Source organism: Mesorhizobium sp. WSM4848 (assembly GCF_055811375.1).
In genome coordinates this window covers 43,899-68,946 of sequence record NZ_JBVVPX010000034.1, presented here as the reverse complement: position 1 = coordinate 68,946, position 25,048 = coordinate 43,899, and the positions used below count along the sequence as shown (strand labels likewise).

General features: G+C 62.1%; 23 protein-coding genes and 1 pseudogene. 13 read left to right on the top strand and 11 right to left on the bottom strand.

The annotated features are described in order from the left end of the window. Nucleotides 1–2,867, bottom strand: a pseudogene (locus AC0L16_RS26015) (kinesin); the annotation flags it as partial. Between the two features lie 289 nt (nt 2,868–3,156). Here AC0L16_RS26015 and AC0L16_RS26010 point away from each other — a divergent pair. The 3 genes from AC0L16_RS26010 to AC0L16_RS26000 all read left to right on the top strand — a co-directional run bounded on the left by AC0L16_RS26010 (nt 3,157) and on the right by AC0L16_RS26000 (nt 5,182). Continuing rightward, nucleotides 3,157–3,525 (top strand): Hpt domain-containing protein, encoded by a 369-nt coding sequence (locus tag AC0L16_RS26010; RefSeq protein ID WP_473624130.1) that lies wholly within the window; start codon nt 3,157–3,159, stop codon nt 3,523–3,525. A 101-nt stretch (nt 3,526–3,626) separates the two neighbouring features. Continuing rightward, nucleotides 3,627–3,947 carry a 2Fe-2S iron-sulfur cluster-binding protein gene (locus tag AC0L16_RS26005; RefSeq protein ID WP_006334837.1) on the top strand — a complete coding sequence of 107 codons (321 nt, stop codon included), beginning with the start codon at nt 3,627–3,629 and terminating at the stop codon, nt 3,945–3,947. Nucleotides 3,948–4,153: 206 nt separating this feature from the next. Further along, nucleotides 4,154–5,182, top strand: coding sequence for an NAD(P)/FAD-dependent oxidoreductase (locus AC0L16_RS26000; RefSeq protein WP_473624129.1), 1,029 nt, complete (start codon nt 4,154–4,156; stop codon nt 5,180–5,182). 41 nt (nt 5,183–5,223) lie between these two features. Here the strand turns inward: AC0L16_RS26000 and AC0L16_RS25995 are convergent, their stop codons facing one another. Beyond that, nucleotides 5,224–5,841 (bottom strand): DUF922 domain-containing Zn-dependent protease, encoded by a 618-nt coding sequence (locus tag AC0L16_RS25995; protein ID WP_473624128.1) that lies wholly within the window; start codon nt 5,839–5,841, stop codon nt 5,224–5,226. Nucleotides 5,842–5,934: 93 nt separating this feature from the next. On the opposite strand from AC0L16_RS25995, the gene folP reads away from it, so the two are divergent. The 3 genes from folP (at nt 5,935) to folK (ending at nt 7,727) form a co-directional block, all read left to right on the top strand. After that, on the top strand, nt 5,935–6,798 hold the full coding sequence (gene folP / locus AC0L16_RS25990) for a dihydropteroate synthase (protein ID WP_473624127.1): 864 nt from the start codon (nt 5,935–5,937) through the stop codon (nt 6,796–6,798). Nucleotides 6,799–6,871: 73 nt separating this feature from the next. Then, a complete protein-coding gene (gene folB, locus AC0L16_RS25985; RefSeq protein ID WP_292483108.1) occupies nt 6,872–7,231 on the top strand; it encodes a dihydroneopterin aldolase in 360 nt (119 codons plus the stop codon). Continuing rightward, on the top strand, nt 7,215–7,727 hold the full coding sequence (gene folK / locus AC0L16_RS25980; RefSeq protein WP_473624125.1) for a 2-amino-4-hydroxy-6-hydroxymethyldihydropteridine diphosphokinase: 513 nt from the start codon (nt 7,215–7,217) through the stop codon (nt 7,725–7,727). The genes folB and folK overlap by 17 nt, the downstream gene beginning before the upstream one ends. A gap of 29 nt (nt 7,728–7,756) precedes the next feature. Here folK and AC0L16_RS25975 read toward each other — a convergent pair whose 3' ends face one another. The 6 genes from AC0L16_RS25975 to AC0L16_RS25950 all read right to left on the bottom strand — a co-directional run bounded on the left by AC0L16_RS25975 (nt 7,757) and on the right by AC0L16_RS25950 (nt 14,411). Then, nucleotides 7,757–8,305 carry a DUF924 family protein gene (locus AC0L16_RS25975; RefSeq protein ID WP_473624124.1) on the bottom strand — a complete coding sequence of 183 codons (549 nt, stop codon included), beginning with the start codon at nt 8,303–8,305 and terminating at the stop codon, nt 7,757–7,759. A 15-nt stretch (nt 8,306–8,320) separates the two neighbouring features. Then, nucleotides 8,321–10,156 carry a monovalent cation:proton antiporter-2 (CPA2) family protein gene (locus tag AC0L16_RS25970; protein ID WP_473624122.1) on the bottom strand — a complete coding sequence of 612 codons (1,836 nt, stop codon included), beginning with the start codon at nt 10,154–10,156 and terminating at the stop codon, nt 8,321–8,323. A gap of 240 nt (nt 10,157–10,396) precedes the next feature. Beyond that, nucleotides 10,397–10,948: a hypothetical protein gene (locus AC0L16_RS25965; RefSeq protein ID WP_473624121.1), complete on the bottom strand. Its 552-nt coding sequence runs from the start codon at nt 10,946–10,948 to the stop codon at nt 10,397–10,399. Nucleotides 10,949–11,242: 294 nt separating this feature from the next. Further along, nucleotides 11,243–12,331 (bottom strand): YcjF family protein, encoded by a 1,089-nt coding sequence (locus tag AC0L16_RS25960; RefSeq protein WP_473624120.1) that lies wholly within the window; start codon nt 12,329–12,331, stop codon nt 11,243–11,245. Beyond that, nucleotides 12,328–13,842 (bottom strand): YcjX family GTP-binding protein, encoded by a 1,515-nt coding sequence (locus AC0L16_RS25955; RefSeq protein ID WP_473624119.1) that lies wholly within the window; start codon nt 13,840–13,842, stop codon nt 12,328–12,330. Before AC0L16_RS25955 ends, AC0L16_RS25960 begins: the two co-directional genes overlap by 4 nt. A gap of 65 nt (nt 13,843–13,907) precedes the next feature. Beyond that, nucleotides 13,908–14,411, bottom strand: a complete 504-nt coding sequence (locus AC0L16_RS25950; protein ID WP_473624118.1) for a SixA phosphatase family protein — start codon at nt 14,409–14,411, stop codon at nt 13,908–13,910. A 263-nt stretch (nt 14,412–14,674) separates the two neighbouring features. Here AC0L16_RS25950 and dksA point away from each other — a divergent pair, with 263 nt between their 5' ends. After that, nucleotides 14,675–15,091, top strand: coding sequence for an RNA polymerase-binding protein DksA (dksA, locus tag AC0L16_RS25945; RefSeq protein ID WP_006202025.1), 417 nt, complete (start codon nt 14,675–14,677; stop codon nt 15,089–15,091). A gap of 102 nt (nt 15,092–15,193) precedes the next feature. Here the strand turns inward: dksA and AC0L16_RS25940 are convergent, their stop codons facing one another. Then, nucleotides 15,194–15,928 (bottom strand): hypothetical protein, encoded by a 735-nt coding sequence (locus AC0L16_RS25940; protein ID WP_473624117.1) that lies wholly within the window; start codon nt 15,926–15,928, stop codon nt 15,194–15,196. A gap of 371 nt (nt 15,929–16,299) precedes the next feature. On the opposite strand from AC0L16_RS25940, the gene cckA reads away from it, so the two are divergent. Together cckA and AC0L16_RS25930 are read left to right on the top strand one after the other, a co-directional pair. Further along, nucleotides 16,300–18,870 carry a cell cycle histidine kinase CckA gene (cckA, locus tag AC0L16_RS25935; RefSeq protein WP_473624116.1) on the top strand — a complete coding sequence of 857 codons (2,571 nt, stop codon included), beginning with the start codon at nt 16,300–16,302 and terminating at the stop codon, nt 18,868–18,870. Nucleotides 18,871–18,953: 83 nt separating this feature from the next. Further along, nucleotides 18,954–19,664 (top strand): purine-nucleoside phosphorylase, encoded by a 711-nt coding sequence (locus tag AC0L16_RS25930; protein ID WP_473624114.1) that lies wholly within the window; start codon nt 18,954–18,956, stop codon nt 19,662–19,664. Here AC0L16_RS25930 and AC0L16_RS25925 read toward each other — a convergent pair. Beyond that, a complete protein-coding gene (locus AC0L16_RS25925; protein ID WP_473624113.1) occupies nt 19,661–19,966 on the bottom strand; it encodes a ribbon-helix-helix domain-containing protein in 306 nt (101 codons plus the stop codon). The genes AC0L16_RS25930 and AC0L16_RS25925 overlap by 4 nt on opposite strands. A gap of 259 nt (nt 19,967–20,225) precedes the next feature. Between AC0L16_RS25925 and AC0L16_RS25920 the strand changes: the two genes are divergently transcribed. The 3 genes from AC0L16_RS25920 to AC0L16_RS25910 all read left to right on the top strand — a co-directional run bounded on the left by AC0L16_RS25920 (nt 20,226) and on the right by AC0L16_RS25910 (nt 22,868). Further along, nucleotides 20,226–20,621, top strand: a complete 396-nt coding sequence (locus AC0L16_RS25920) for a VOC family protein (RefSeq protein ID WP_473624111.1) — start codon at nt 20,226–20,228, stop codon at nt 20,619–20,621. Nucleotides 20,622–20,700: 79 nt separating this feature from the next. After that, the gene (locus AC0L16_RS25915; protein WP_473624110.1) at nt 20,701–21,249 is read left to right on the top strand and encodes a gluconate 2-dehydrogenase subunit 3 family protein; all 549 of its coding nucleotides are present in this window, start codon (nt 20,701–20,703) and stop codon (nt 21,247–21,249) included. Between the two features lie 47 nt (nt 21,250–21,296). Continuing rightward, on the top strand, nt 21,297–22,868 hold the full coding sequence (locus AC0L16_RS25910; protein ID WP_473624109.1) for a GMC family oxidoreductase: 1,572 nt from the start codon (nt 21,297–21,299) through the stop codon (nt 22,866–22,868). 66 nt (nt 22,869–22,934) lie between these two features. On the opposite strand, the gene AC0L16_RS25905 is transcribed toward AC0L16_RS25910, so the two are convergent. Further along, complete coding sequence (locus AC0L16_RS25905; protein ID WP_023801150.1) at nt 22,935–23,330, bottom strand: hypothetical protein; 396 nt, start codon at nt 23,328–23,330, stop codon at nt 22,935–22,937. Between the two features lie 302 nt (nt 23,331–23,632). Between AC0L16_RS25905 and urtA the strand changes: the two genes are divergently transcribed. Further along, a complete protein-coding gene (gene urtA / locus AC0L16_RS25900; protein WP_473624107.1) occupies nt 23,633–24,943 on the top strand; it encodes an urea ABC transporter substrate-binding protein in 1,311 nt (436 codons plus the stop codon). Nucleotides 24,944–25,048: the final 105 nt, after the last annotated feature.

Here is a 25,048-nt window from a genome sequence, read left to right as displayed (position 1 = left end):
AGCTTTTCCGACTGGCCTGAAAGGACCTCCTTGATCGTGTTGAGATCGGATTCGAGCGCGCGCTTGAGAATGTCGCGACCCTCGGCCAGTTTCTCGACCTGGCCGGCAACCAGCCCGTCGATGCTCGACCGGCTTTCCGCCAGCTTGGCGAGATCGTCTTCGAGCGCCTTCGACAGGATTGAGCGGTCCTCGGCGAGCCTGTTCATGTGATCGGAGATAAGGCCATTCACGCTCTGCAGGTCGGCCTCCAACACCTTCGAGAGTTGACCACGGTCTTCCGCCAGCTTTTCCGACTGGCCTGAAAGGACCTCCTTGATCGTGTTGAGATCGGATTCGAGCGCGCGCTTGAGAATGTCGCGGCCTTCGGCCAGCTTCTCGACCTGACCGGCGACCAGCCCGTCTATGCTCGACCGGCTTTCCGCCAATTTGGCAAGGTCTGCCTCGAGCGTTTGCGAAAGCAGGCCGCGATCGTCGGCGAGCCTGCCCGAATGGTCCTCGATCAGGCCTCGGATGCCCGACAGGTCGTCTTCGAGCGAACGCGAAAGCTCGCTGCGGTCTTCCGCCAGTTTGGCGGAATGGGCCTCGATGAGACCCTTGATGCCGACAATGTCGGTTTCCAAAGCCTTGGCAAGTAGGGCGCGACCTTCGGCGATCTTCTCGACCTGGCCAGCGACCAGGCCGTCGATGCTGGCGCGACTGTCGGCCAGCTTGCCGAGATCGGCATCGAGAGCGCGTGAAAGAATGCTGCGGCCTTCGGCGAGCTTGCCAACATGTCCGGCAACCATTTCGTCAATGATCGTGCGGGCTTGTACAAGTTTTCCGGAGTCTTCGTTCAAGGCCTGCGAAAGCCTGTTGCGGCCCTCTTCGAGCTGTTCGAGATGGCTGCCGAGCGACGCATCGATGGCGGCGCGCGACTCGTTGACCTTGCGCAGATCCTCCTCGAGGGCGCGCGAGATCAGGTTGCGGCCTTCGGCAAGCCTTTGCACCTGGTCGGTGACAGCCGCGTCGATGCCGGCGCGGCTTTCGGCGAATTTCTCCAGATCGGCCTGCATCGCCGCCGTCATGTGTTCGCGGCTTTCGGAAAGCTTGCGGCTGTGGTTCTCGACAGCCTCCTCGATGCCGACGCGGGCATCGGCAAGCCGCTGGATGTCGGCGTCGAAGGCGCGCGACACCACATGACGGGCCGCTTCCATGCGGCCGGCGAAATCGCCAGCGCGTGCTTCGAGCATGGACGAGGTCGACGAAACGATGTCGGCCATGTCGGCGCCGATCTGGGCCTTGCCCTGATCGATCATCGCCGAAAGCGTCTCCTTGCTCTCCTGGAAGGTATGGGCGATTTCGCGCGCGCGCTCGACCAGGGTCTCGTTGATCTGGCGTGCGCGGGCCTCGAGCGCGGCGTTGAGCTTTTGGGTGCCGGTGTCCAGCGCTTCGGCGCGGGTCTGGAACTCACTGATCAGCACCTGGCCGCGTTCGGCCAGCGTCCGCTCGATGCCATCAAGGCTGGCTTCAAATTCGGAGTTGAGCGTGCGTGCGGCGCCGCCGAGCAGCGACACCATGCCGGAGGTCCGATCGTCGAGCAGATCGGTCAGCGACCGGGTGAGGCCGTCGGTCGTCTCCGTCAGCTTGGCAATGCGTGTGTCGAGAAGGCTGGCGAAGGCTTCGCCGGAGGTCGATAGCCGCTCAGTGATCGATTCGAGCCGGCCTTCCACCGAATCGAAGATCGACAGCGAGCTTTGGTTGATCCTGTCGATCAGCGTGTCGCCGGAATTGGTGATGGTCATCGACAGGTTGGTCGAGGCGTTGAGGATGCTGTCGCGAATGACGTCGCTGGCAGCCCCGATTTCGTCCTTCAGCGTCTCATGCGCGCCGGTGATCGAGGCGCGCACGCGTTCGGCGTGGGTGACCACCGCTTCGCGCTCGCTGCCCAGCCCGTCGACAAGCGTGCGGATGCGGGATTCATTCTCCGAATAGGAGCGCTCGATCTGGTTGACCTCGCTGTGGACCAGGGTTTCGAGTTCGACGGCACGTGCAAGCGTGCGCTCGATGCCTTCACCCATGGCCGCAACCTCGCGGCGGACGGCTTGCCCGATCATCATGACGCGATCCTGGGCGATTTGCTCCGGCTCGGTCAGGCGGAAGGCCACCTCCGTCATCGACTGAGCGGCGATGCGCATCTCCTGCGCGCGGCGAATCATGGCTGCAAACGCCCAGAACAGGAGGACGGGCAGGATCGCAGCGATCGCCAGGCCAATCAGTTCGGGACGGGCGAAAAACTGGTCGGGCGTGCGGATTTGCCAAATGCCTGGGCCAAACAGCAGATTGGCCAATGCACCGGCGCCCGCGATCCAGGCGAGCGAAACGAGCGCCACGACCCAGTAGATCGTGTTCGAGGCACGCCGATTGAGGGTGTGCAGCAGCGTCTTGTAATCTTTTTGACGAGGATCGTTGGCCGGCGTGAAGCCGGCCGGCTGCGTGCCATTGCGGGTTTCCACAGGGCGCATTTCAACAGGGCGCGTTTCAACAGGGCGCAGTTCAGCAGGGCGCGGTTCAGCCGGCTTGGCGTTTGCCGCTTCTCGCTGGTCCTGGGCTTTCTGGTCCTGATTGGCGGCAGGCTCGGCATTCTGGCTCTGGTTGACGACAGGCTCGGCATTCTGGTTCTGGTTGGCGACAGGCTCGGCATCCTGGTCACGGCCCTCGCGTGCCAACTCGTCGGCGGCCTGCGATATCTGCGCTTCCAGATCCTCCATCGACGCTGCGATGTCGAGGTCGCCGCCGGCATCGCCGCTCAGATCGATTTCAAGTGCTTTTTCGAGTTCCCTGGCTACGTCGTTGTCGAGCGTTCTTGTCGTCGTTGTTTTCTTCGCCATGCCTTCGCTACCCTGTACAAGCTGCCGCGGACTTGTTGATTTTGCTTTTCGTGTCCCACGCAAGAGGCTGAAAATGGACCTTTCGTATCGTAATGACACACCGGGGTAAAGAAAACCTGCATTCGGTGCGATACGTAAAACTTTAAATATAAGGTTAACAGAGCTGTGATTCCGGCGCCGCTATCGCAACATTTTTCCGGGCCAATCATTAACCCGTCGTCCACAGGATGGGCCTATTTTTTGGCGGCTGCCTGTTTTTTGGCGGCTGGAAGAACGGAGTTGCAGAGTCATGCGTGGCGAAAACGGCATTGCCTTCTCGATGCCCGGCGGCGATGTGTCGGGAACGGCCGGGTCGCGGCCCGTGGACCTGGCGCATCTGGCGCGCCAAACGATGGGCGACCGCAGCCTCGAACAGGAGGTGCTGGCGCTGTTCGTGCAGCAGGCATTGTCGGTTCGCGACAGGATCGTCGACGCCGATGTGAAGCAAAGACTGCTCCTGGCGCACGGGCTGAAAGGCTCGGCGCGCGGCGTCGGCGCCTTTGCTGTTGCCGAGTGCGCCGGCGCGATCGAACTTCAACCTGAAGATACCAATACCCTCAAGCGGCTTGGCTCCCTGATCGAAGAAGTCCGCGAATTCGTCGCCGCCATCAGCCGTTAAACCCATTTCCGAAAAAAAACGGCATAGAGCGCCGCTTTCGCGCCGCAGTTGACTTGTCAGCGGGAGTGATTATCTCGGCTGGGACTCCCTTCAGGTGACAAATGACCAAGCTGACCTTCATCGCCCATGACGGCACACATTTTGACGTGGATGCCGAAAACGGCTCGACCGTCATGGAGAACGCGATCCGCAACGCCGTGCCGGGGATCGAGGCCGAATGCGGCGGCGCTTGCGCCTGCGCGACCTGTCATGTCTATGTCGATGAGGCGTGGACGGCGGAGGTCGGCGAGCCGGAAGCAATGGAAGAGGACATGCTGGACTTTGCCTACGACGTCCAGCCGAACTCACGGCTCTCCTGTCAAATCAAGGTGCGCGACGCTCTCGACGGCCTGGTTGTGCGCGTGCCCGCCCGCCAGGGTTGAAGCGTGGAGGCTTAAGCGCCAGATATAGCCGATTTTTCCGGCCCCGGCTTGGCAGCGGGCTAATGGTCATGCAGTGTCGCGCCGTTCTCTATAATGCCGCGCGTTCTCTCGGATGCGCATAGGACGCTGTAGCACCGTGATTTGGCGCAGGATCCCCGGCGAGAATCGATTCCGATTTTCGGGTCATGCGCATCGAAGGCGCATTCATGACCGATATCATCAGGACGGACGTATTGATTGTCGGGGCAGGGCCTGTCGGCCTGTTCGCCGTGTTCGAGCTCGGCCTCTTTGACATGAAATGCCATCTGATCGACATACTCGATCGGCCCGGCGGGCAATGCGCCGAGCTCTACCCGGAAAAGCCGATCTACGACATTCCCGGCCTGCCATCGATCTCGGCCCAGGGCCTGGTCGACAGACTGCTTGAGCAGATCGCGCCGTTCAAGCCTGACTTCACCTTTAACCGCATGGTCTCGAGCCTCGAAAAGCTCGAGGACGGCAGTTTTCGCGTCATCACCGACGAGAATGAGGTGTTTGAAGCCAAGATTGTGGTTATTGCCGCCGGCGGCGGCTCTTTCCAGCCGAAGCGGCCGCCAATTCCGGGCATCGAGCTTTATGAGGGCAAGAGCGTCTTCTACTCGGTTCGCCGGATGGAGGAATTCCGCGGCCACGACCTGGTTATCGTCGGCGGCGGCGATTCGGCGCTCGACTGGACGCTGAACCTGCAGCCGGTGGCCAAGAGCGTGACACTGGTCCATCGGCGGCCGGAGTTCCGCGCGGCGCCCGACAGTGTCAACAAGATGTACGCCATGCAGGAGATGAAGGAACTGGATTTCCAGGTCGGGCAGGTGACCGGGCTGACCGGCACGGACGGCCATCTCTCGGCGGCGACCATCAAGGGACCCGACGGTGACACCGAGGTGCCGTGCACTCGGTTGCTGCCGTTCTTCGGCCTGACCATGAAGCTCGGGCCGATCGCCGAGTGGGGGCTCAATCTTCATGAGAACCTGATCCCGGTCGACACCGAGAAATTCCAGACGTCGGTAACGGGCATCTTCGCCGTCGGCGACATCAACTGGTATCCCGGCAAGCTGAAGCTGATCCTGTCGGGCTTCCACGAGGTCGCCCTGATGGCGCAGGCGGCCAAGCGCATCGTCAGCCCCGGCGAGCGCATCGTATTCCAGTATACGACGTCGTCGACCAGCCTGCAGAAGAAGCTCGGCGTCGCCGGCTGAGCTCTTACTCCACGAGGATCGACCTTGCCATCTGGCCTGAGCTAACCCGGCAGCCGGCCTTTTTCGATCCGCTGCATGCGATAACGCATCAGCCGCAGGATGCGGCTTTCGAAATTGATGGTTTCGACGCGGTCGAATTGCATCTGGGCACGGTCGTGCTTGGCAAGAATAGCGGCGGAAATCTCCGCTGCCCTGGCCTTGGCCTCCTGGCAAGTCTTGCGCGGGTGGGTCGCCTTCAGCGCAGCCTCGAGTTCGCTGGCATGGTTCTTGGCGATCTCGACATGGCGGTCCTCATGGCGCTTGATGTCGGCCGACAATGTATCCCAAAACAGCCTGACGCCCGCGTCGGCCTTGCGCGGGCGGCGCCACTCGGGAAGGATCACCTTGACCTTGAGAGTGACGTCGGCGTCAGCAATCGCGCAGGAATTCGATTTTTCCGCATAGCTGACGCGGGTGGTGAACGCCATCTGCGTGGCGCCTGGATGCCGCATTCCGGTGCTTTTCACCCGAGGTCCAAGTTTCGTAAGCTGGGATCCGATATCATCGAGCGTTCTGCCGCCGATGCTGAAATAGCTATATGTCTTTACCAAACTCGCCGTGCCCGCCGGCAAGGCAGAACAAGCGAGCATCAGGGCGCAAAGCAGTGATCGTTTCATCATGTTGCCTCTTTGCCTACCTTGCGCTACGGCCGCTGCCGGCGCAACGGAATTGATCTTTGGCGGATCACACATGGTTGATGGACAATGACGACAATGACAACAGGGCGATGGCAGTTGGCGCATGGGCGCCATCTCGACCTTGCCGGCAAGGCGGTGATCGTCGGGATCCTCAATGTCACGCCGGACAGTTTTTCCGACGGCGGGCTGTTCGTCGCGCCCGAACAGGCGATCGCCCAGGCGCGTCGGATGGTGGAAGAGGGGGCCTCCGTCATTGACGTCGGCGGGGAATCGACGCGCCCCGGCGCATCTCCGGTAGCCATCGAGGAAGAGCAGGCCCGCGTGCTGCCTGTCATCGAGGCGCTGGCCGGGCTCGGCGAGGCGCTGATTTCGGTCGACACCTATCGCGAGGACACCGCCCGGCTTGCCGTCGCCGCCGGCGCGCATATCCTCAACGACGTCTGGGGCCTGCAACGCGAACTGGGCATCGCGCGGGTCGCGGCCGAAACCGGCGCCGGGCTTGTCATCATGCACACCGGGCGTGACAGGCAAAAACTGCCCGACGTGATCGAGGATCAATTTTTCTTCCTCGGGAAGTCCCTGGAAATCGCCCGGCGAAGCGGCGTTGCCGACGACCAGATCGTGCTCGATCCGGGCTTTGGCTTCGCCAAGGAAACCGCGGAGGAAAATCTCGACCTGATGGCACGGTTTTCCGAGCTCGATGCCTTGGGCTTTCCGCTGATGGCCGGCACATCGCGAAAGCGCTTCGTCGGCGCCGTCACCGGCCGCGACGCTTCGGCAAGGGGGGCCGGAACAGCGGCGACGAGCGTCATACTGAGGCTCAAGGGCGCGCAGCTTTTTCGCGTCCACGATGTCGCAATCAATGTGGATGCGCTGGCGGTTGCGGATGCTATGCTGGCGCGCGAAACCGCCGCATGGCCCGCAAATCGAAATGCGTAGATTAAAAGCCTTAGAGCGTAGTCTGTGCGCCCAAGCGGACGCGCATCGCTCTCATCGAGCAGGACGCTGAGCGATGTATATCATCCGCATGAAAAATTGCGCCTTCTTCGCTCGGCACGGCGTGCTGGATGAGGAGGAGACGCTCGGCCAGCGTTTCTATGTCGACGCTGCGCTCACCGTCGAACCCGGCCGCGCGCTGGTCGATGATTCCATCGAGGATACCGTTCACTATGGCGTTGCTTTCGGGGTGATCGAAAAGATCATCACCGGGGAGAGGCGTTTTCTGATTGAAGCGCTGGCGCTGGAGGTGGCCCGGGCGCTGACGGCCCGGTTTCCCCAGATCAAAAAGGCCGAGATTACCGTGCGAAAGCCGAACGCTCCGGTGCCCGGTGTGCTCGATCATGTCGAGGTGACCGTTGTCTGGCCCGAATAATACTGTCTACCTCAGCCTTGGCGGCAATCTCGGCGACCCGGCAAGGTCGATGGGCGCGGCGCTGCGCATGCTGGACGCCGACAGGAACGCGCGCGTCGTTGTCGTCTCCTCGCTTTACCGCACGCCGCCCTGGGGCAAGCTCGACCAGCCGGATTTTCTCAATGCGGCCGCCGAAATTTCGACCGTGCTCGCGCCACATGCATTGCTCGATCTCTGTCTCGACGTCGAGCGCAGGCTGAAGCGGGTGCGCGAGGAGCGCTGGGGTCCACGGCTGATCGACATCGACATTCTGGTGTTCGGCGATCGGATCATCCACGAAACCGGGCTGGAAGTACCGCATCCGCGCATGCTGGAGCGCGCTTTCGTTCTGGCGCCACTGGCCGAGATCGCGCCTGACCTCACCGTCGACGGCAGAAGCGTGGCGGAGCGGCTTGCCGCTCTCGACAGCGCCGGCATCGAGCGATTGCCGTCCGGCCGGGATTGGTGGCTGGCTTGACGGTCTGAGGCGATTGCCCTGCACTGTGTTCAGCCGGAAAATCCGCCGCCGTCGAGGAACAGCTGTTCTTCCGGCGTCGTCTCGCGGCCAAGCATCCTGTTTCGGTGCGGAAAGCGGCCGAAGCGCTGAATGATCTCCAGATGCTCGACGGCATATTTCAGATAGGCTTGGGCTTTGGCGGTGGTGAGGTCGACCGATTTGTGCTGGTCGGCGAGATCTTCCGAATGCTCATAAGGCAAATAGAGGAAGACGCGAAGCTCTTCTTCGAGCGCCAGATCCTGGCCGGCGGCGATCGTCTTTTCGGCAAAATGCCTTGCCAGCGGGTCGGTGGCATACATATGGCCGGTGCCGCGAAAACAGTTTCGTGGGAACTGGTCTAGCAGGATCATCAGCGCCAGTGAGCCTTCGGCATGCTCCGACCAGTCGTCGCATTCACGCCGCGCAGCAGCGTAATGCAGGTCGAGAAACCGGTTGCGGAACTTCGCGTCGAAGGCGTCATTCTTCTCGAACCATGCATCTTCCCCGGCGTCACGCCAGAATTGGGTGACGGAGAGCGCGCGCTCGTCCAGTACGGTCATCTGTGTCTCCACGTGTTAGTCGGCAGGCTCGGATTTGTGCAGAACGCCGGCGGTTTCTTCATTGAGCGCCTGACCGGAGCGGCGCGGCTGGCTGAGCGGTGTCGGAATGGGTGTGCCGATATTGCCCTTGAGGAAGCGCGCTCCGGCGCGAACCCCTTCGGCGAGTTGCAACTCGAAACGGGCGGCGTCGCGGTGGCGGACGTCCTCGATCACCTCGGCGACTTCCTCCGGGTCGACGCCCAGCGCTTCCAGCGTGGAGCCGCCGAAGACAAGCGCTGATTCGAAGGTTTCGCGAATCTGGAAATCGACGTCGGCACGTATCAACTGCAGTGCGGTTCCGCGGTCGAAAGCGCGTGCCAGCACGGTGAGCAGGGGAAACTCCGCCTTGATCAGCTTTGCGATCCGCACGGCGACATCGGGCTTGTCGACGCAGATCAACACCGCGCGCGCGCGGCCGGCGCCTGCGGCACGCAGAATGTCCAGCCGCGTGCCGTCGCCATAATAGACCTTGAAACCGAAATCGGCCGCCGCCTGGATCATCTCGACCTCATTGTCGATGATCGAGACGTCGATCCCGCGCAACAGCAGCGGCTGGCTGGCGATCTGGCCGAAGCGGCCGAAGCCGATGATCAGCACGCTGCCGGTCAGGCCATCGGCGATGTCGACGCCTTCGAGCGACTGCTCGTCGCGCGGCGTCAGATACCGCAATGCCAGAATGGCCAGCGGCGTCAGCACCATGGAGATGATGACGATCGCCGTCAGTGTCGCGTTAGCCTGGCTGTCGATGATGCCGACCGCCGCGGCGGCGGAATAGAGAACGAAGGCGAATTCGCCGCCTTGCGCCATGAAGACGGCGCGCTCGAGCGCCTCCCGGTGGCCGGTCTTGAGGATGCGGGCGACGAGGTAGATGCCGATCGCCTTTATCACCATGTAGGCTACGACGTAGATGGCGACAAGCCGCCAGTTCTGGGCAACCACGTGCAGGTCGAGCGACATGCCGACAGCGAGGAAGAACAGTCCGAGCAGCACACCGCGGAATGGTTCGATGTCGGCCTCGAGCTGATGGCGGAAGGTGGATTCCGACAACAGCACGCCGGCCAGGAAAGCGCCCATCGCCATCGACAGGCCGCTAAGCTGCATGGCAAGCGCCGACCCCAGAACGACCAGAAGGGCGGCGGCGGTCATCACTTCGCGGGCGCGGGCATCCGCCAGGATGCGGAAGAACGGATTGAGCAGGTAACGCCCGGCCAGCACCAGCCCGACGATGGCGGCAAGACCGATGCCCACCTCCGTCAGCCGCTGGGTCACGCTCATATCGGCGCCGCCCGGTGCCAGAAAAGCGATCAGCGCCAGCAGCGGGACGATCGCCAGGTCTTCGAGCAGCAGGATGGAGACGATGCGCTGGCCTTTGGGCGCGGCGATCTCACCGCGTTCCTCCAGAAGCTGCATGACGATCGCCGTCGAGGTCAGCACGAAACCGGCGCCGGCGACGAAGGATTGCGAGACCGGAAAACCTCCCGCCAGTCCTACGCCGGTCAGCAACAGCGCGCAGACGCCGACCTGCAATGCCCCAAGGCCAAAGATCTCCCGGCGCAGGCCCCACAGCCGTGACGGCTGCATCTCCAGCCCGATGATGAACAGGAACATGACGACGCCGAGCTCGGCGACGTGAAGAATGGCTTCCGATTCGGAAAAGATGCCGATGCCGAACGGGCCGATGACCACGCCGGCCGCCAGATAGCCGAGGATGGAGCCAAGCCCGATGCGCTTGAAGATCGGCACGGCGACAACACCTGCGGCGAGCAGCGCCACGACGTGGATCAGATCGCTGCCCGCTGCTTCTGCCGCCATGCCTGCCGTTCCGTTCTCTCTAGGGACCGCTGCACGTGCTGCGGCATCGAGCGGCCAAGATAGGGGCTTCGGCTGAGATCGAACAGTCCGAATCCGGAAACTGGTGCAGCAGTGTTGCAGACGCGCTCCGGTGGCCGTGGCTGCCGTTTTCTTGGTGAATAGTGAATAGTGAATAGTCAGTAGTCAGTAGTAATCTGAAGTGATATCACCATTCACCATTCACCATTCACCATTCACTACTCACGGCGCGATGGAGCCGACTTCGAGCGTATCGACGCGCTTTAGCTTCATGCCGATGACCGGCACCAATTGCTGCTCGACGCGCACCGCAACCGTCACTGTCATCGAATTGTCGTTGGGGACAAGAGCCTGCATGACGCCGCGCAACTGGTTACGGTTGATCGTGAAGACGACCTTGTTGGCGCTGACCACGTTGCCGCCGATGATGTCGAGCCCGGAACCGGCGGCGCCGCCCATGAAGCTGCCCTTGTAGCCCTCGCGGCCCTTGTGCTGGATCGTCGCCGACATCTGCTGGGTGAACATGCCGACGCGGCAACCGCCGTCGAGCGACATGCCGATCTTGCCGTCCGGCGTCGAACCGGTGAAATTGCAGGTGAATTTCGTGCCCTTGTATTTGCCAGCGACAATTTCCCCCGGGCCGACCCATTCGCCCTCCACCGATTGAAAGAACTTCTTGTCCCGTTCTGCCGCAAAGGTCTTTTCGGCCATGCCGGCAGTTGTTGAAACCACGACTGCCATCGGCAGGACGCTGGACAAGATCACGCTTTTCATCGACGACATCCGGCAACAAAGAGACTAGTTTGGAACCCGTCCGACCATGAACAAGATTGGTTAATGCTTTGTCACCGCTTGCGCATAACCTCGGAAATCGGACGCGATTTGCGCTGGGATCATGGGCAAAACAAACGTGCTGCAGCTTCCCTTTGCGCGCCACTAAAGCGCGTCGCGTTCGGCCGGCCTGATGCGACGCGCTTTAGGTTGTTGCTTCCACACATGTCGTCATCGCAAAACCGTTGCACACTTTTGCGCGACATGCATTAGGACGTGCGGCGTCGGAAACGGTTGTCACGTGTCGGAAGCGGATGTTTCCTTCTGTTTTTTGGTTGCAAATGATGTCAGCGCGGACAGGAAATCGCCCATGCCGGGCCGCCTCGCGGCACTGAAGGGCAGTGGCCTTGCGGTCTCCATCGCAGCAATGCCGATGCGCGCCGTCATCATGCCGTTGACGACGCCTTCGCCAAGTTTTGCCGAGAGCCGGGCGGCAAGGCCATGGCCGACGATCTGCTGCACGAAACTGTCGCCGACGGCAATCGAGCCGGTCACTGCCAGATGGGCGAGAACGCTGCGTGCCAGCCGGAAGAACCCCAGCGTGCCCGGCCGGCCACCATAAAGCTCCGACAGGCGGCGAATCAGCCGGCCGGCTTCGAACACGACATAGGCGACGTCGACCAGAGCGCGAGGGCTGACCGCCGTCACCAGTGACACACGCTTTGCCGCTTCGAGGATCATCACCTTGGCGCGCGCATCGAGGGGGCCGAGGATTTCGGTCTCGGCCAGGCGCACCAGATTGCCACCGTCGATGATCTCGTCGCGCAAGTCTGCCAGGGCGCGTCTGCCGGCCGCAGTTTCGGGCTTGGCCGCGACAAAGGCCGACAGTTCGTCGACCACGGCGCGAGCGGCTTTCGGATCGTCGCGGGCGATGGCGTCGAGCGCCCGCTTCTGCAGCTTTTCGACCTCGGCGAGGCGGGCGATCGCCAGGAACTCGCGGGCAAGGATGACCAGAAGCGCGAGCAGCGCGATCACGGCCATACCGGCGGCCAGCCAACCCAGCCATTCGGCACGGGCGAACAGATCGCGAATCAGCTGGTCGGTCCAAAGGCCGAGGGCCAGCGAAACCAGAACGCCCAATGCGCCGAAGAACAGGCTGCCTGATATCGAGCGCTGCCGCGGCGCGGTCGCCGGCGGCGGTTCGGCGGCGATGATGTCCGGCTCGTCGAAAACGTCGATTTCCGCCGGCGTGACCACGGCAAGGTCAGCGTTCACGGTGCGCGGCTTTCTGGCCGCAGCGGCGTCGGGCTGGCGCAAGGCCGCCTGTTGCTTTGGCGGGGCGTCCGGCTCGATGCGAAATGCCGCCGGCTTGCGGGTCGGGGTCATGCCAGATGATCTCCGATTAAAAACTGCAGGGCGCGGTCGAGCCTGATATGCGGCAGCGACAGCGTGACCCCTTCGGCGGTGCGTTCGAGCTTTGGCGGGCGAAAGCGCACGAAGCGGATCGCCGGGTCATCACTGCCCTGCCGATGGCCTGGGCTTTGCCGATGGCCTGGGTTCTGCCGCTGGTCTCGTCCAGAGACATCGAACACTGCATCAATTTTCTCCGGTAAGTCACCGGGAAATATGGCTGTTTCTGTTCTGCCATCAAATGTTTCGCTGTTGATCTTTTCACCTTTCAACGGTGTGCCGATGATGACCGGCAGCGTTTCACGGCCTTGCTTGACCGTGCCTTCCCGGGTCGCTCGCACCGCCGCCAGGGCGACCACGTCGACATCGGCGCCAGTGAAATTCGCCCGCGCCACGGCGCGGTCGGCGAGCCGCCGCACGATCGCCTGCAGCCGGTCGTGGCTTTCGTGGTGCAGATGGTCCGCCTTCGTCGCCGCCACCAATATGCGGTCGATGCGCCTTGAAAAAAAGTCGGTCAGGAAATTGCCGCGGCCGGGGCGGAAACAGGCGAGGATTTCGGTCACCGCACGTTCGAGATCGGCCATCGCGCCGGGCCCCGCATTCAAGGCCTGCAAGGCGTCTATCACGACGATCTGACGGTCGAGGCGCGTGATGTGCTCCCGGAAGAACGGCTTCACGACATGCGTCCTGTAGGCTTCGTAGCGCCGCTCCATCATCGCCTGAAGCGACCCGGACCGCGCCCGCCGCTCGCTCAGGCCCGGCAAGGGCGCGAAGGTCAGCGCCGGGGAGCCCTCAAGATCGCCGGGCATCAGGAAACGGCCGGGTGGCAGGGTCGAAAGCGCCCGCTCGTCGAGCTTGCATGCCTTGAGATATGCGGCGAAGCTCTCGGCGAGGCGTCGCGCCGTCATCTCGTCGGCGTCGGCATTCGGGTCGATTGCGGCGGAGAGCGCGCGCCATTCCTGCGAAAGGTCGGCGCGCACCGGCAGCACGGCCATGTCAAAGGCTTCGCGTGAGAAATCGGCGTAGGATTTGCCGAGCAGCGGCAGGTCAAGCAGCCATTCCCCAGGATAGTCGACGATATCGATCGACAATCTGCCTGATGAGAACATGCGGCTCCAGCCGGAGGCCGATTCAAATTCGATGGTAAGCCTCAGTTCGGAAATGGCACGCGTCGAATCCGGCCACAGGCGGTCGTTGACCAGGGCCGCGATGTGGTCCTCGTACTGGAATCGCGGCACGGCGTCATCGGGTTGCTCTTCGAGGAAGGCACGGGCGATACGTCCCGATTTCTGCGCCTCAAACAGCGGCAACCGCCCGCCATGGATCAGATTGTGGACAAAGGCTGAGATGAACACCGTCTTGCCGGCGCGGGAGAGGCCGGTAACACCCAGCCGCAGCGATGGCGAAAAAAGCCCGGTAGCACGCCCCGAAAGCGTATCCAGGGCAATCTTCGCCTCGTCGGTGAAAGTGGTCAGCGATGATGCCAAAATGCGGTCTCTCGGGGCTTCGGTCCGCCCCGATATAGGCGCTGCCGGTTACGTTTGAAATGGCGTCAGATATCGGCCGGCGTCAGGAAGGCTTCGAGATAGCCGGTGCCTTGCGCGGCGTTGGCAAGACCGCCCGGAAAGCGGACGACCGCGAGGCCGGAGGTCGGGAAGCCGTGGTTCAGCATTCCCCTTGCAGCCTCGTCGCCTTCGCCCGAAAGCGCGATGGTGAGATCTTCCGTCATCGGGTTGTGGCCGACGATGAGCAGCGAGCCTGGCCCGCCATTGCCGCGGATGAGGTTGAGATAGCCGGCGGCATCCTCGCTGTAGAGCGTCTCCAGGAACAGCACCCGGCCCGTATCGGTGTGACCGGCCAGGCCTTCCAGCGTTTGGCGCGCGCGCTTTGCATTCGAGCAAAGGGTTAGGTCCGGGACGTAGTTGCAGGCCCGCATGACCGCACCCATCGTTTCGGCGTCGGCGACGCCGGATGCGTCGAGCGGACGATCGAAATCGCGCATGCCCGGCAGGGCCCATCCGGCCTTCGCATGCCTCAGCAGATAAAGCTTGCTCACCGGTCCCTCGCTTGTGCCAAACACCGAAACTCGTCAAAAGGCGCTGCGGGATTAGTCATTAGAAAGGCCTTGCGCACAATGGCCGGCCCCCACAAACCCAACGAATCATACACGAATTCGGTCGCGCCCTTCATGCGAATGATGCGGCCCATGGCATTTTGGCCGAGATTAACAATTGCGTGAATCTCTCGTCGATTGCGCTTGTGCAGCATTCGGTCCGTGAATATATAGGCGCCAAATTTGGGGCTTTCTGGGTGAGTCGAATGAACGACATCGTTACCGCCGATTACGTACCCTCCGAAGACGAGCCGTTCATGAACGAGCGGCAGAAATCCTACTTTCGCCTGAAGCTCGTCACCTGGAAGAATGACATACTGCGCGAAGCGCGCGAAACTCTCGAAATCCTACAGCAGGAAAACGCCAACCACCCCGATCTCGCCGATCGCGCCTCTTCGGAAACCGACCGCGCCATCGAACTTCGCGCCCGAGATCGCCAGCGGAAACTCATTTCAAAGATCGATTCAGCGCTTCAGCGCATCGATGAAGGCACTTACGGCTATTGTGAGGAAACCGGCGAGCCGATCGCGCTGAAGCGGCTCGATGCGCGTCCGATCGCGACCCTGTCGATCGAGGCGCAGGAGCGCCACGAACGCCGCGAGAAGGTCTACCGCGACGACTGAAGCACGGGCGAAGCGTCTAAACGGGCGAAGCGTCTAAAAAGCAGCCAATAGCGAATTTGTCATGGCCGGTCTCCGGCCATTTTTTTGTTGGCTGTTGGCCGGTTATTTCTTCTGGCTGGACAACTCGCCGAGAAGCTTCGTCATCTCGTCATCGAGAGACGACGGCGCTTTCACCGCTGGCTTGCTCTCCGGCTTGGCCGGGTGCGGGTCATCAAACGAGACCTCGAGCTCCCTCATCAGCGTATCGTCAATGGAATCCTCTTTTGCCGGGGAATCCTGTCTTGCCGGCGATGGCGCGTACCGAACGGCATTGGTGTAGGCGGGCAATGGCGTGATGGTCGCCGATTGAGGGCTTTGAGCTGCTGGCCGCGGCGCCGGCGCCGGTGGGGGCTGATGCGGCCGGACAGGCGATGGGGCCGTGCTTGCCGGCGGCGGAGACGGTGCTTGCCGCACTGGCGCGGGAGCCGGTTGCGGCGCGCGCGGCGGCGGTGCCGGCTGATGGCCGCCACCATCTCCGGTCAGTGCAGGACGGCGCAGCGCCGACAGCCTGATGTCGCGTTCGACGACGACGTCGGTCGGGCCGCCGATCAGCAGCAGGTGCTCGATATCGTCGCGGCGCACCAGCACCAACCGTCGGTGACTGTCGACTGCGGTGGCGTCCATCACCGCCAGCCGCGTCTTGCGGTTCCTGCCGCCGGCAACGAATGTTCCAAAAGTCAGATTGCGGACCAGCTTGATGATGATGAGAACGATGACCACAAGGACAAGCGCGACAAAGGTCCACAGGATTGCCGCGGCATAACCAGGACCCGCCACGCTATCCAGCCACTGCAGCATTGGTGCCCCCAAAATCAGCTTTCGAAGAAGCCGCGACACTAGACTGTTGCGGCACGCGACTGCAAGTTACGTTTCGCGCTTCGTGAACAGCTTGAAACACCGATGTGGTGGATTTCAAGTTTCTGCGAATTGCGGGCGTCAGGGTTCCCGCTTCAACCCACGACACTGGATTTTTCAGCAAGTTGCTGGTGTGATGAATCCGAAATTCGCCCCGCGCTGGACCAGGATGATGCGAATTTCGGATTCACCGCACCCAGGCGCCGAACGGGTGTCATTTTTAGCGGACAGTTGCCGCCAAGGCCTTTTCCGGACCCTGAGAATGTGATTCAACCGGGCAGGGGCAAGTACCGGAATTCACGAGCAGGGGGCACATGGCCAAGGAAGCGCGCGGCGATTTCTATCCGGTACCGATCGTCGACCAGAACACGCGACCGGGCGCGGTCACCCGGCTCATCGTCTTCATCGTTGTCCTGACAGGAGCGGCGATCATTTTCGGCCTTTTCCGAGAACGTCTCGGCGATCCATTCCTGCTTGGAATGCTTGGCGTGCTGGCGATGATCGGTGTCGGCTTCCTGTTCGCCACCGCCATCGGCTTCGTGCAGATCGCACCGCGCTCGACGAGTGACGAGCTGTCGAAAGCCTTCGTCGATTCAATGTCGCAAGGCCTTCTGGTCACCGACACCAAGGGTCGTGTCGTCTATGCCAATCGGGCCTATGCCGACATGACGGGCGCGGCTTCTGCGGCGGATCTAAAGACCGTCGAAGGGTTGCTGTCCGATGTTCCCGAGGCCTCGGTGACCATATACCGGCTCGCCTCCGGCCTGCGCGACGGCCAGCCCGGCGACGGTGAGTTTCGGCTTGCCCAATCCATTCGACCCGGCGCTGAGCCGGGCTCGCGCTGGTACCGTGTCCGCGCCCGCGCCTTCAGCGTCCCCGGCCAGCGGCTGCCCTTGCTCGCCTGGCAACTCGCCGACGTCTCGAAAGAACGGGCCGAGCAGGAGCGGTTCTTCCTTGATCTGCAGGAGGCTATCGACCATCTTGACCATGCGCCTGCCGGCTTCTTTTCGGCCGACCAGGAAGGCCGCGTCACCTACATCAACGCCACGCTTGCGGAGTGGCTGGGCATCGACCTGACGAGCTTCACGCCTGGTGCCGTCACGCTTCCGGAGATCGTCGCCGGCGACGGCATGGCACTGGTCCGCTCGGTCAAGGCCGATCCCGGCACCACCCGCAATGCGGTCATCGATCTCGATCTGACGACAGTGAAGGGCGAGGCGCTGCCCGTGCGTTTCATGCATCGGGTTTCGGCCAGCCGCGAGGGCGCCAACGGGCCGACGCGCACCATCGTGCTCAACCGGACGCAAGGCGAGGACGCTTCCGCCGATCTGCGCGCCTCGGAGATCCGCTTCACCCGCTTCTTCAATTCGACGCCGATGGCAATAGCGGCTGTCGACAACCGCGGACGCATCCTGCGCACCAACGCGCCTTTCCTGTCGCTGTTTTCCTCCGTCGTCGACGGGGACGCGGTCGATCGGCGCGTGCGGCTGGACACGGTGATCCATGAGCGCGACCGCCCCGCCTTTGCAGCGGCGTTCGAAAAAGCGCGACAACGGCAGGCCGATATCGAACCGATCGATACGCTGCTGCCCGGCAATGAAGAACGGCACATGCGCTTCTACGTCAACGCGGTTGCCGACGGCACCGGCGAGGGCGCCGAAGAATCGGCCATCGTCTACGCCGTCGAGACCACCGAGCAGAAGGCGCTCGAGGGCCAGATGGCGCAAAGCCAGAAGATGCAGGCGGTCGGCCAGCTTGCCGGCGGCATCGCACACGACTTCAACAATGTGCTGACCGCCATCATCATGGCGTCGGACCTCTTGTTGACCAACCACCGCCCGTCGGACCCGTCCTTCCCCGACATCATGAACATCAAGCAGAACGCCAACCGGGCGGCCTCGCTGGTGCGGCAGCTTCTGGCCTTCTCGCGCAAGCAGACGCTGCGGCCGGAGGTGCTCAACCTGACCGACGTGCTTGCCGATCTGCGGATGCTGCTGGCCCGTCTGGTCGGCAACGACATCAAGCTGAAGGTCGATCATGGCCGCGATCTGTGGCCGGTGAAGGTCGACATCGGGCAGTTTGAGCAGGTGGTGGTCAATCTGGCGGTCAATGCGCGCGATGCGATGCCGAACGGCGGCGAGCTCACCGTGCGCACCCGCAACGTGACCACACAGGAGAGCAAGAGCCTTCCTTACCGCGAACTTGGGCCCGCCGATTATGTGGTGGTCGAAGTTGAAGACACCGGCAGCGGCATCGCCCCCGAAGTGCTCAAGAAGATTTTCGAACCCTTCTTCACCACCAAGGAGGTCGGCAAGGGCACCGGCCTCGGCCTGTCGATGGTCTATGGCATCATCAAGCAGACAGGCGGCTTCATCTTCTGCGATTCCGAGGTCGGCAAAGGATCGGTGTTCCGCATCTTCCTGCCGCGCTACGTTGCTGAGGCGAGAACGGCAGGCGAGCCCGGCGAGGCGCCGGCTGCACCGGCAAAGGTCGCCGACGCAGCCAAGGACCTGTCAGGTTCGGCCACGGTACTGCTCGTCGAGGACGAGGATGCCGTGCGCATGGGCGGCATGCGGGCGCTGACGTCGCGCGGCTACACCGTCCACGAAGCGTCCTCGGGCGTCGAGGCGCTGGAAATCTTCGAGGCGCTCGGCGGCAAGGTCGACATTGTCGTTTCCGATGTGGTGATGCCGGAAATGGATGGGCCGACGCTGCTTGGCGAATTGCGCAAGCGGCAGCCGGACATCAAATTCGTCTTCGTTTCCGGCTACGCGGAGGACGCGTTCGCCAAGAACCTGCCGGCAGACGCGCATTTCGGTTTCCTGCCGAAGCCGTTTTCGCTCAAGCAACTGGCCACGATCGTCAAGGACGTGCTGGAATCTTAGGGCTCACTAATTCGCACTTGCGAAATGGCGTGAGACTGCCATGATATTGGGGGAACAGGCGGCGGGTTTTGGGGGAGCATGCCGTGACGCCGCACAACGAGGCAGGCAAGGGCGATTATGCGGCGACAGTTCTGTTGCCGGGCGATCCGCAGCGTGCCGAATGGATGGCGGAAACCTTTCTCGAGGCGCCGCGCTGCGTCAACCGTCGAAGGGAGGCCCTCGGTTTTACCGGGCTGTTTCGCGGCAAGCCCGTCAGCATCCAGTCCACCGGCATCGGCGTCTCGTCATTCCTGATCTACGCGCATGAATTGCTGGACTTCCATGGCGTGAGGACACTGATCCGCACCGGTACCTGTGGTGCCCTGACTGCTGCGGTTAAACTGCGCAGTTTGGTGATCTCGCAAGCGGTACGGGGTGAAAGTGCCGCGAGCGGCCAGGTTTTTGGGCTCTATGATGCTGATGCCGGACCCGATCCGCAGCTGTTTTCCCAAGCCCTGGCCCAGGCTGCCGAAATCGGCATCGAATATCAGGCCGGGCTGACCATCTGCAGCGACATATTCTATCATCCCAAGGGGCGCGACCGCTTCGCCGAAGCGCAGGCACAGGGCGCGCTGGCCGTGGACATGGAGACCAGTGCGCTCTATCGCATTGCCGCGCATTTCGGCGCCAGGGCCCTGTCGGTCCTGACTGTCGTCGACAATGTGGTGACCGGCGAGCAGACCGACTATTCCGAACGCCAGGCGCTCTTCACCGATATGACCCGGCTGGCGCTCGATGTCGCGATCGAAACTTAAGCTGCTTGCCGCTTCGGCGCCGTGTGTTCTTCGATGCCGGGCCGATGGCCGCGCAGATAGAGAGCACAGGTCGTGCGCAGCATCGAGGCGAAGTTCGGAATCTGGCCATTGATCTCGATGGCCTCGTCATAAAGCTTCGAGATGAATTTCGGCGTCGTCAGGCCCTGGCTGTCGGCGATCTCGTCGAGCAATTCCCAGAACGTCGCCTCGAGCTGAATGCTGGTCGAATGCCCGTCAATACGGATCGACCGGTTGATCTGCCGGTAGCCCTCCGGGTCCTGCCCGGCAAAAACCCTGCACATCGTTACCTCCCGTTCCTATTGGTCTGGCCGTTCTTATTGATTTTGGGCGCAATCAGCAGTGATTCGCGCCTTTGGGCAGTGCCTATCGTGGCCAATTATCTTCAGCTGGAAAGCGGAAAACAGCAATCGGACTTTCGTCCTTAAGCGGTTCCCACTCCGTCGTTAGATTAGCGCGTGGTAATCGGCTGCCACCACGTTTGCTGCAAGCCGCGCATAATACGACGACGCGCACATTCGCGCTTACCGCACGGAGTGTCATTTGGCGAAGCCGATCCACACCATGATCCGGGTTCTCGACGAGGCCCGGTCCGTCGACTTCTACCGGAAAGCGTTTGGACTGGACGTCGCCGAACGGCTCGATTTCGAAACCTTTACGCTCATCTATCTGAGCAATGCCGAGGCGGAGCTCGAAGTCGAGCTCACCGTCAACAAAGGCCGCCAGGAGCCTTATGCGCTCGGCGACGGCTACGGCCACCTCGCGGTTTCGGTCGCCGATCTGGACAGCGAACATGACCGGCTCGGCGCGCTTGGCCTGAACCCGAAGAAGATCGTCGAGTTCAACCGCGACGGAGCGCTGCTCGCACGCTTCTTCTTCATCGAGGATCCCGATGGCTACAAGATCGAGGTTCTGCAGCGTCAGGGCCGGTTCCAATAGGAGATAGTACGGCCGCGCCGGCCAGCGCGGCGCCAGCCAGGGCACCTTCGGGTGCAAATAGCAAGCAAGGGAGGAACAATTGGTCACGATTTATGAGAGCAAGCCGGTCCATGAAACGAAGCCAGGGCTATCGCGCCGCGAGCTACTGAAGCGCAGCGGTGTCGGCGCGCTGCTGGTCATTTCAGGCAGTGCCGTCATCAGCCCGGAACATGCCTGGGGTCTCGAAACAACCGCGCTCAAGCCCGAAACCATGGCGACCCTGATCCAGTTGGCGCGTGACATCTACCCGCACGACCAAGTGCCTGACAAATATTACGCGATCGCCGTCAAGGCGCATGATGAGCAGGCCGGCAAGGACCCTGCCCACAAGGACCTTATCGAAAAGGGTATCGCCGATCTCGACTTCAAATCGGGCAAGGGCGGCTACACCGGTCTCGGCTGGGAGGAGCAGCGCGTTGCGATGCTCAGAGATATCCAGGACACGCCGTTCTTCCAGGCCGTCCGCGGCGGGCTTGTCGTCGGCCTCTACAACCAGAAGGCGGTCTGGCCGATCTTCGGCTACGAAGGCGAATCCTACTCCAAGGGCGGCTACATGGCGCGCGGGTTCGACGACATCGAGTGGCTCTGAGCCCCCATCGTCGCAACCGCACACAACAGACATCATGGGAGGAAACCTTGGCAGCACCATTTGATCTCAACAACGACGGCGTGGTCGTCATCATCGGCTCGGGCGCCGGCGGCGGCACGCTCGGCAATGAACTTGCGCAGAAGGGCATCGATGTCGTCATCCTGGAGGCGGGCGCCCGTCACGAATACGAGGATTTCATCAATGACGAGTGGGATTCATTCGCCCAACTCGCCTGGACGGACAAGCGCACGACCTCGGGCGACTGGCGGGTGGCGAAGGATTTCCCCAACCTGCCGGCATGGATCGTCAAGGCGGTCGGCGGCTCGACCACGCACTGGGCGGGCGCCTCGCTGCGCTTCCAGGAGCACGAATTCAAAACGCTTTCGACTTACGGAAAACTGGAAGGCGCGAACCTGCTCGACTGGCCGATCACGCTTGCCGAGTTGGAGCCCTACTACGCAAAGGCCGAAGACAAGCTCGGCGTGACGCTCACCAACAACATCCCGGGCCTTCCCGGCAACAACAACTTCAAGGTGATGAAGGCCGGCGCCGACAAGCTCGGCTACAAGGAGTGCCACACCGGCCGGATGGCAATCAATTCCGAGCCGCGCGACGACCGCAATGCCTGCCAGCAGACCGGCTTCTGCTTCCAGGGCTGCAAATGGGGCGCCAAATGGTCGACGCTCTACAGCGAGATTCCCAAGGGCGAGGCGACCGGCCATCTCGAGGTCAGGCCGAATGCCATGGCCATCAAGATCAACCACGATGCGTCAGGCAAGGTAACCGGCGTCGTCTATGCCGACAAGGACGGCATGCTGAGGGAACAGAAGGCCCGCATCGTCGCCGTCGCCGGAAATTCGATCGAGAGCCCGCGGCTGCTGCTCAATTCGGCATCGAGCCAGTTTCCCGACGGCCTTGCCAATTCATCGGGGCAGGTCGGCAAGAACTACATGCGCCACACCACCGGCTCGGTCTACGGCATCTTCGACAAGCCGGTGCATATGTATCGCGGCACTACCATGGCCGGTATCATCCGCGATGAGGCCCGCAACGATCCCTCGCGCGGCTTCGTCGGCGGCTACGAGCTCGAGACGCTGTCGCTCGGCCTGCCGTTCATGGCCGCCTTCCTCAATCCCGGCGGCTGGGGGCGTTCCTTCACCACGGCGCTCGACCACTACGACCACATGGCCGGCATGTGGATCGTCGGCGAGGACATGCCGCGCCAGGAAAACCGCATCACGCTGCATGCCGATATCAAGGACGAGCACGGCATGCCGGTGGCGGACGTCCATTTCGACGACCATGCCAACGACGCGGCGATGCGCAACCACGCCTACAAACAGGGCTCGGCGCTCTACGAGGCGGTCGGGGCGACGCGGACCTTCCCGACGCCACCCTATCCGTCGACCCACAATCTCGGCACCAATCGGATGAGCGAGAAGGCGGCCGACGGCGTCGTCAACAAGCATGGCCAGGCGCACGATATCAAGAACCTGTTCGTGTCGGATGGCAGCCAGTTCACCACGGGCGGGGCTGAAAATCCGACATTGACGATCGTGTCGCTGGCGATCCGTCAGGCCGAGTACATTGCCGGACAAATGTCGGCCAAAAGCATTTAGCCATACCCTCCCGACTGCTGCTGGCGCGGAGCCTCACAAGGTTTCGCGCCTCTTTTTGTCGGCCGTTCAACGCTTCGTGCAGGTCGAGGCGGTGAAGGCGCCGTCAGGCTGCTTCATGATGATGTCGAAGGACGGGCTGGTTTGACCGTCCAGGGTGGCTTGCGTGAGCGAGATCGAGTTGCCGCCGGTCGTGTAGCCGCCCAACGGGCCCAACCAGGTGATCTCGCCATTTGCATTCATCTGATAGTTGTAGCCCTGCCGGGCGGTTCCGAAGCTCACCGGGCCGCTATAGACATTGCCCTTGACGGTGATGTCGCCAAGGCTGAGGAACATGCCAAGCAGATAGACTTCGCAGTGATAGGTACCGTCCGGCAATTTGCCATCGGTGAAGTCGGCGCGGGCGCTGCCGGTTGCCGCAACCAGAAGCATGGTGCTGAAAATGCGAGAAATCCTGGAGGTCATGCGGTCGCTCTTTTGAAGATCGATCTTGCCCCATTTTCCCGCAGCGCTGCAACGGTTCGCGGTCTTGGACGCGGTTTTGCTCAAAATTAATGCATTAATTCGCGAGCGATCAAAAATTAGGCTGTAGTGGGAAGTTTTTTCTCAAGCAGAGCACTGGCGGCGGCGCTTATCTTTGGCGGCTAATATATTAACCGGCTGATAGGGCTAGGAAATCCAGATCCACTCAATTTTGCTCCTGCGGTTGGCACAGCCGTTGCATGGTCTGTTTGCGATGCGATCAACCAGTCAGGGAGTTTTGAAATATGCGGGGCAGTTTCTCGACAATAACAAAAATGTTTTCGGCAGGCGCGGTCACGGCCGGCCTGTTGATGAGCGTTCCTGCCAGGGCGGCTGACGACACGATCAAGGTGGGTATTCTCCACTCGCTGTCGGGGACCATGGCGATTTCGGAGACGACGCTGAAGGACGCCATGCTGATGCTCATCGAAGAGCAGAATGCAAAGGGCGGCCTGCTCGGCAAGAAACTCGAAGCGGTCGTCGTCGATCCGGCTTCGAATTGGCCGCTGTTCGCCGAAAAGGCGCGCGAGCTGGTCTCCAAGGACAAGGTCGCGGCGGTGTTCGGGTGCTGGACCTCGGTGTCGCGCAAATCGGTGCTGCCGGTGTTCAGCGAGCTCGACAACATCCTGTTCTACCCCGTCCAGTATGAGGGCGAGGAGAGCGAGCGCAACGTGTTCTACACCGGTGCGGCGCCGAACCAGCAGGCTATCCCGGCTGTCGACTATCTGATGAGCGAGGACGGCGGTTCGGTGAAGCGCTGGGTGCTTGAAGGCACCGACTACGTCTATCCGCGCACCACCAACAAGATCCTCGAAGCCTATTTGAAAGCCAAGGGCGTCGCCGCCGAAGACATCATGGTCAACTACACGCCGTTCGGCTTCTCCGATTGGCAGACCGAGGTCGCGGCGATCAAGAAGTTCGGTTCCGCCGGCAAGAAGACCGCCGTCGTCTCGACGGTCAATGGCGACGCCAACGTGCCGTTCTACAAGGAGCTTGGCAACCAGGGCATCAAGGCCGAGGACATCCCGGTCATGGCCTTCTCGGTCGGCGAGGAAGAGCTTGCCGGTCTCGACACCGCACCGCTCGTCGGTCATCTCGCCGCCTGGAACTATTTTCAGAGCATCGATACGCCCGAGAACGCCAAGTTCATCGCCGACTGGCACAAATTCATCAAGAACGACAAGCGCACCACCAACGACCCGATGGAAGCCCACTATGTCGGTTTCAACATGTGGGTGAAGGCGGTCGAGAAGGCCGGCACCACCGATCCTGACAAGGTCATCGACGCCGTGATCGGCGTCTCGGTGCCGAACCTGACCGGTGGCTATTCAACGATGATGCCGAACCATCACATCACCAAGCCGGTGCTGATCGGCGAAATCCAGGCCGATGGCCAGTTCGAGACGGTCTCGCAGACGTCTGGCTTGGTGATGGGCGACGAGTGGTCCGACTATCTGGCCGATTCGAAGGACCTGATCTCCGATTGGCGCGCGCCTCTGTCCTGCGGCAACTTCAATGTCGCGACCGGCAAGTGCGGCGGCAAGGGAACCAACTGATCCTCCCGGGTCTGACGGTCGTGGATTTCTCCGCGACCGGGACCGCGACGCGTCCGGGCGAGCTCGTTCTCTCCTCCAGCTCGCCCGGACGCGAAGTTTCAACCC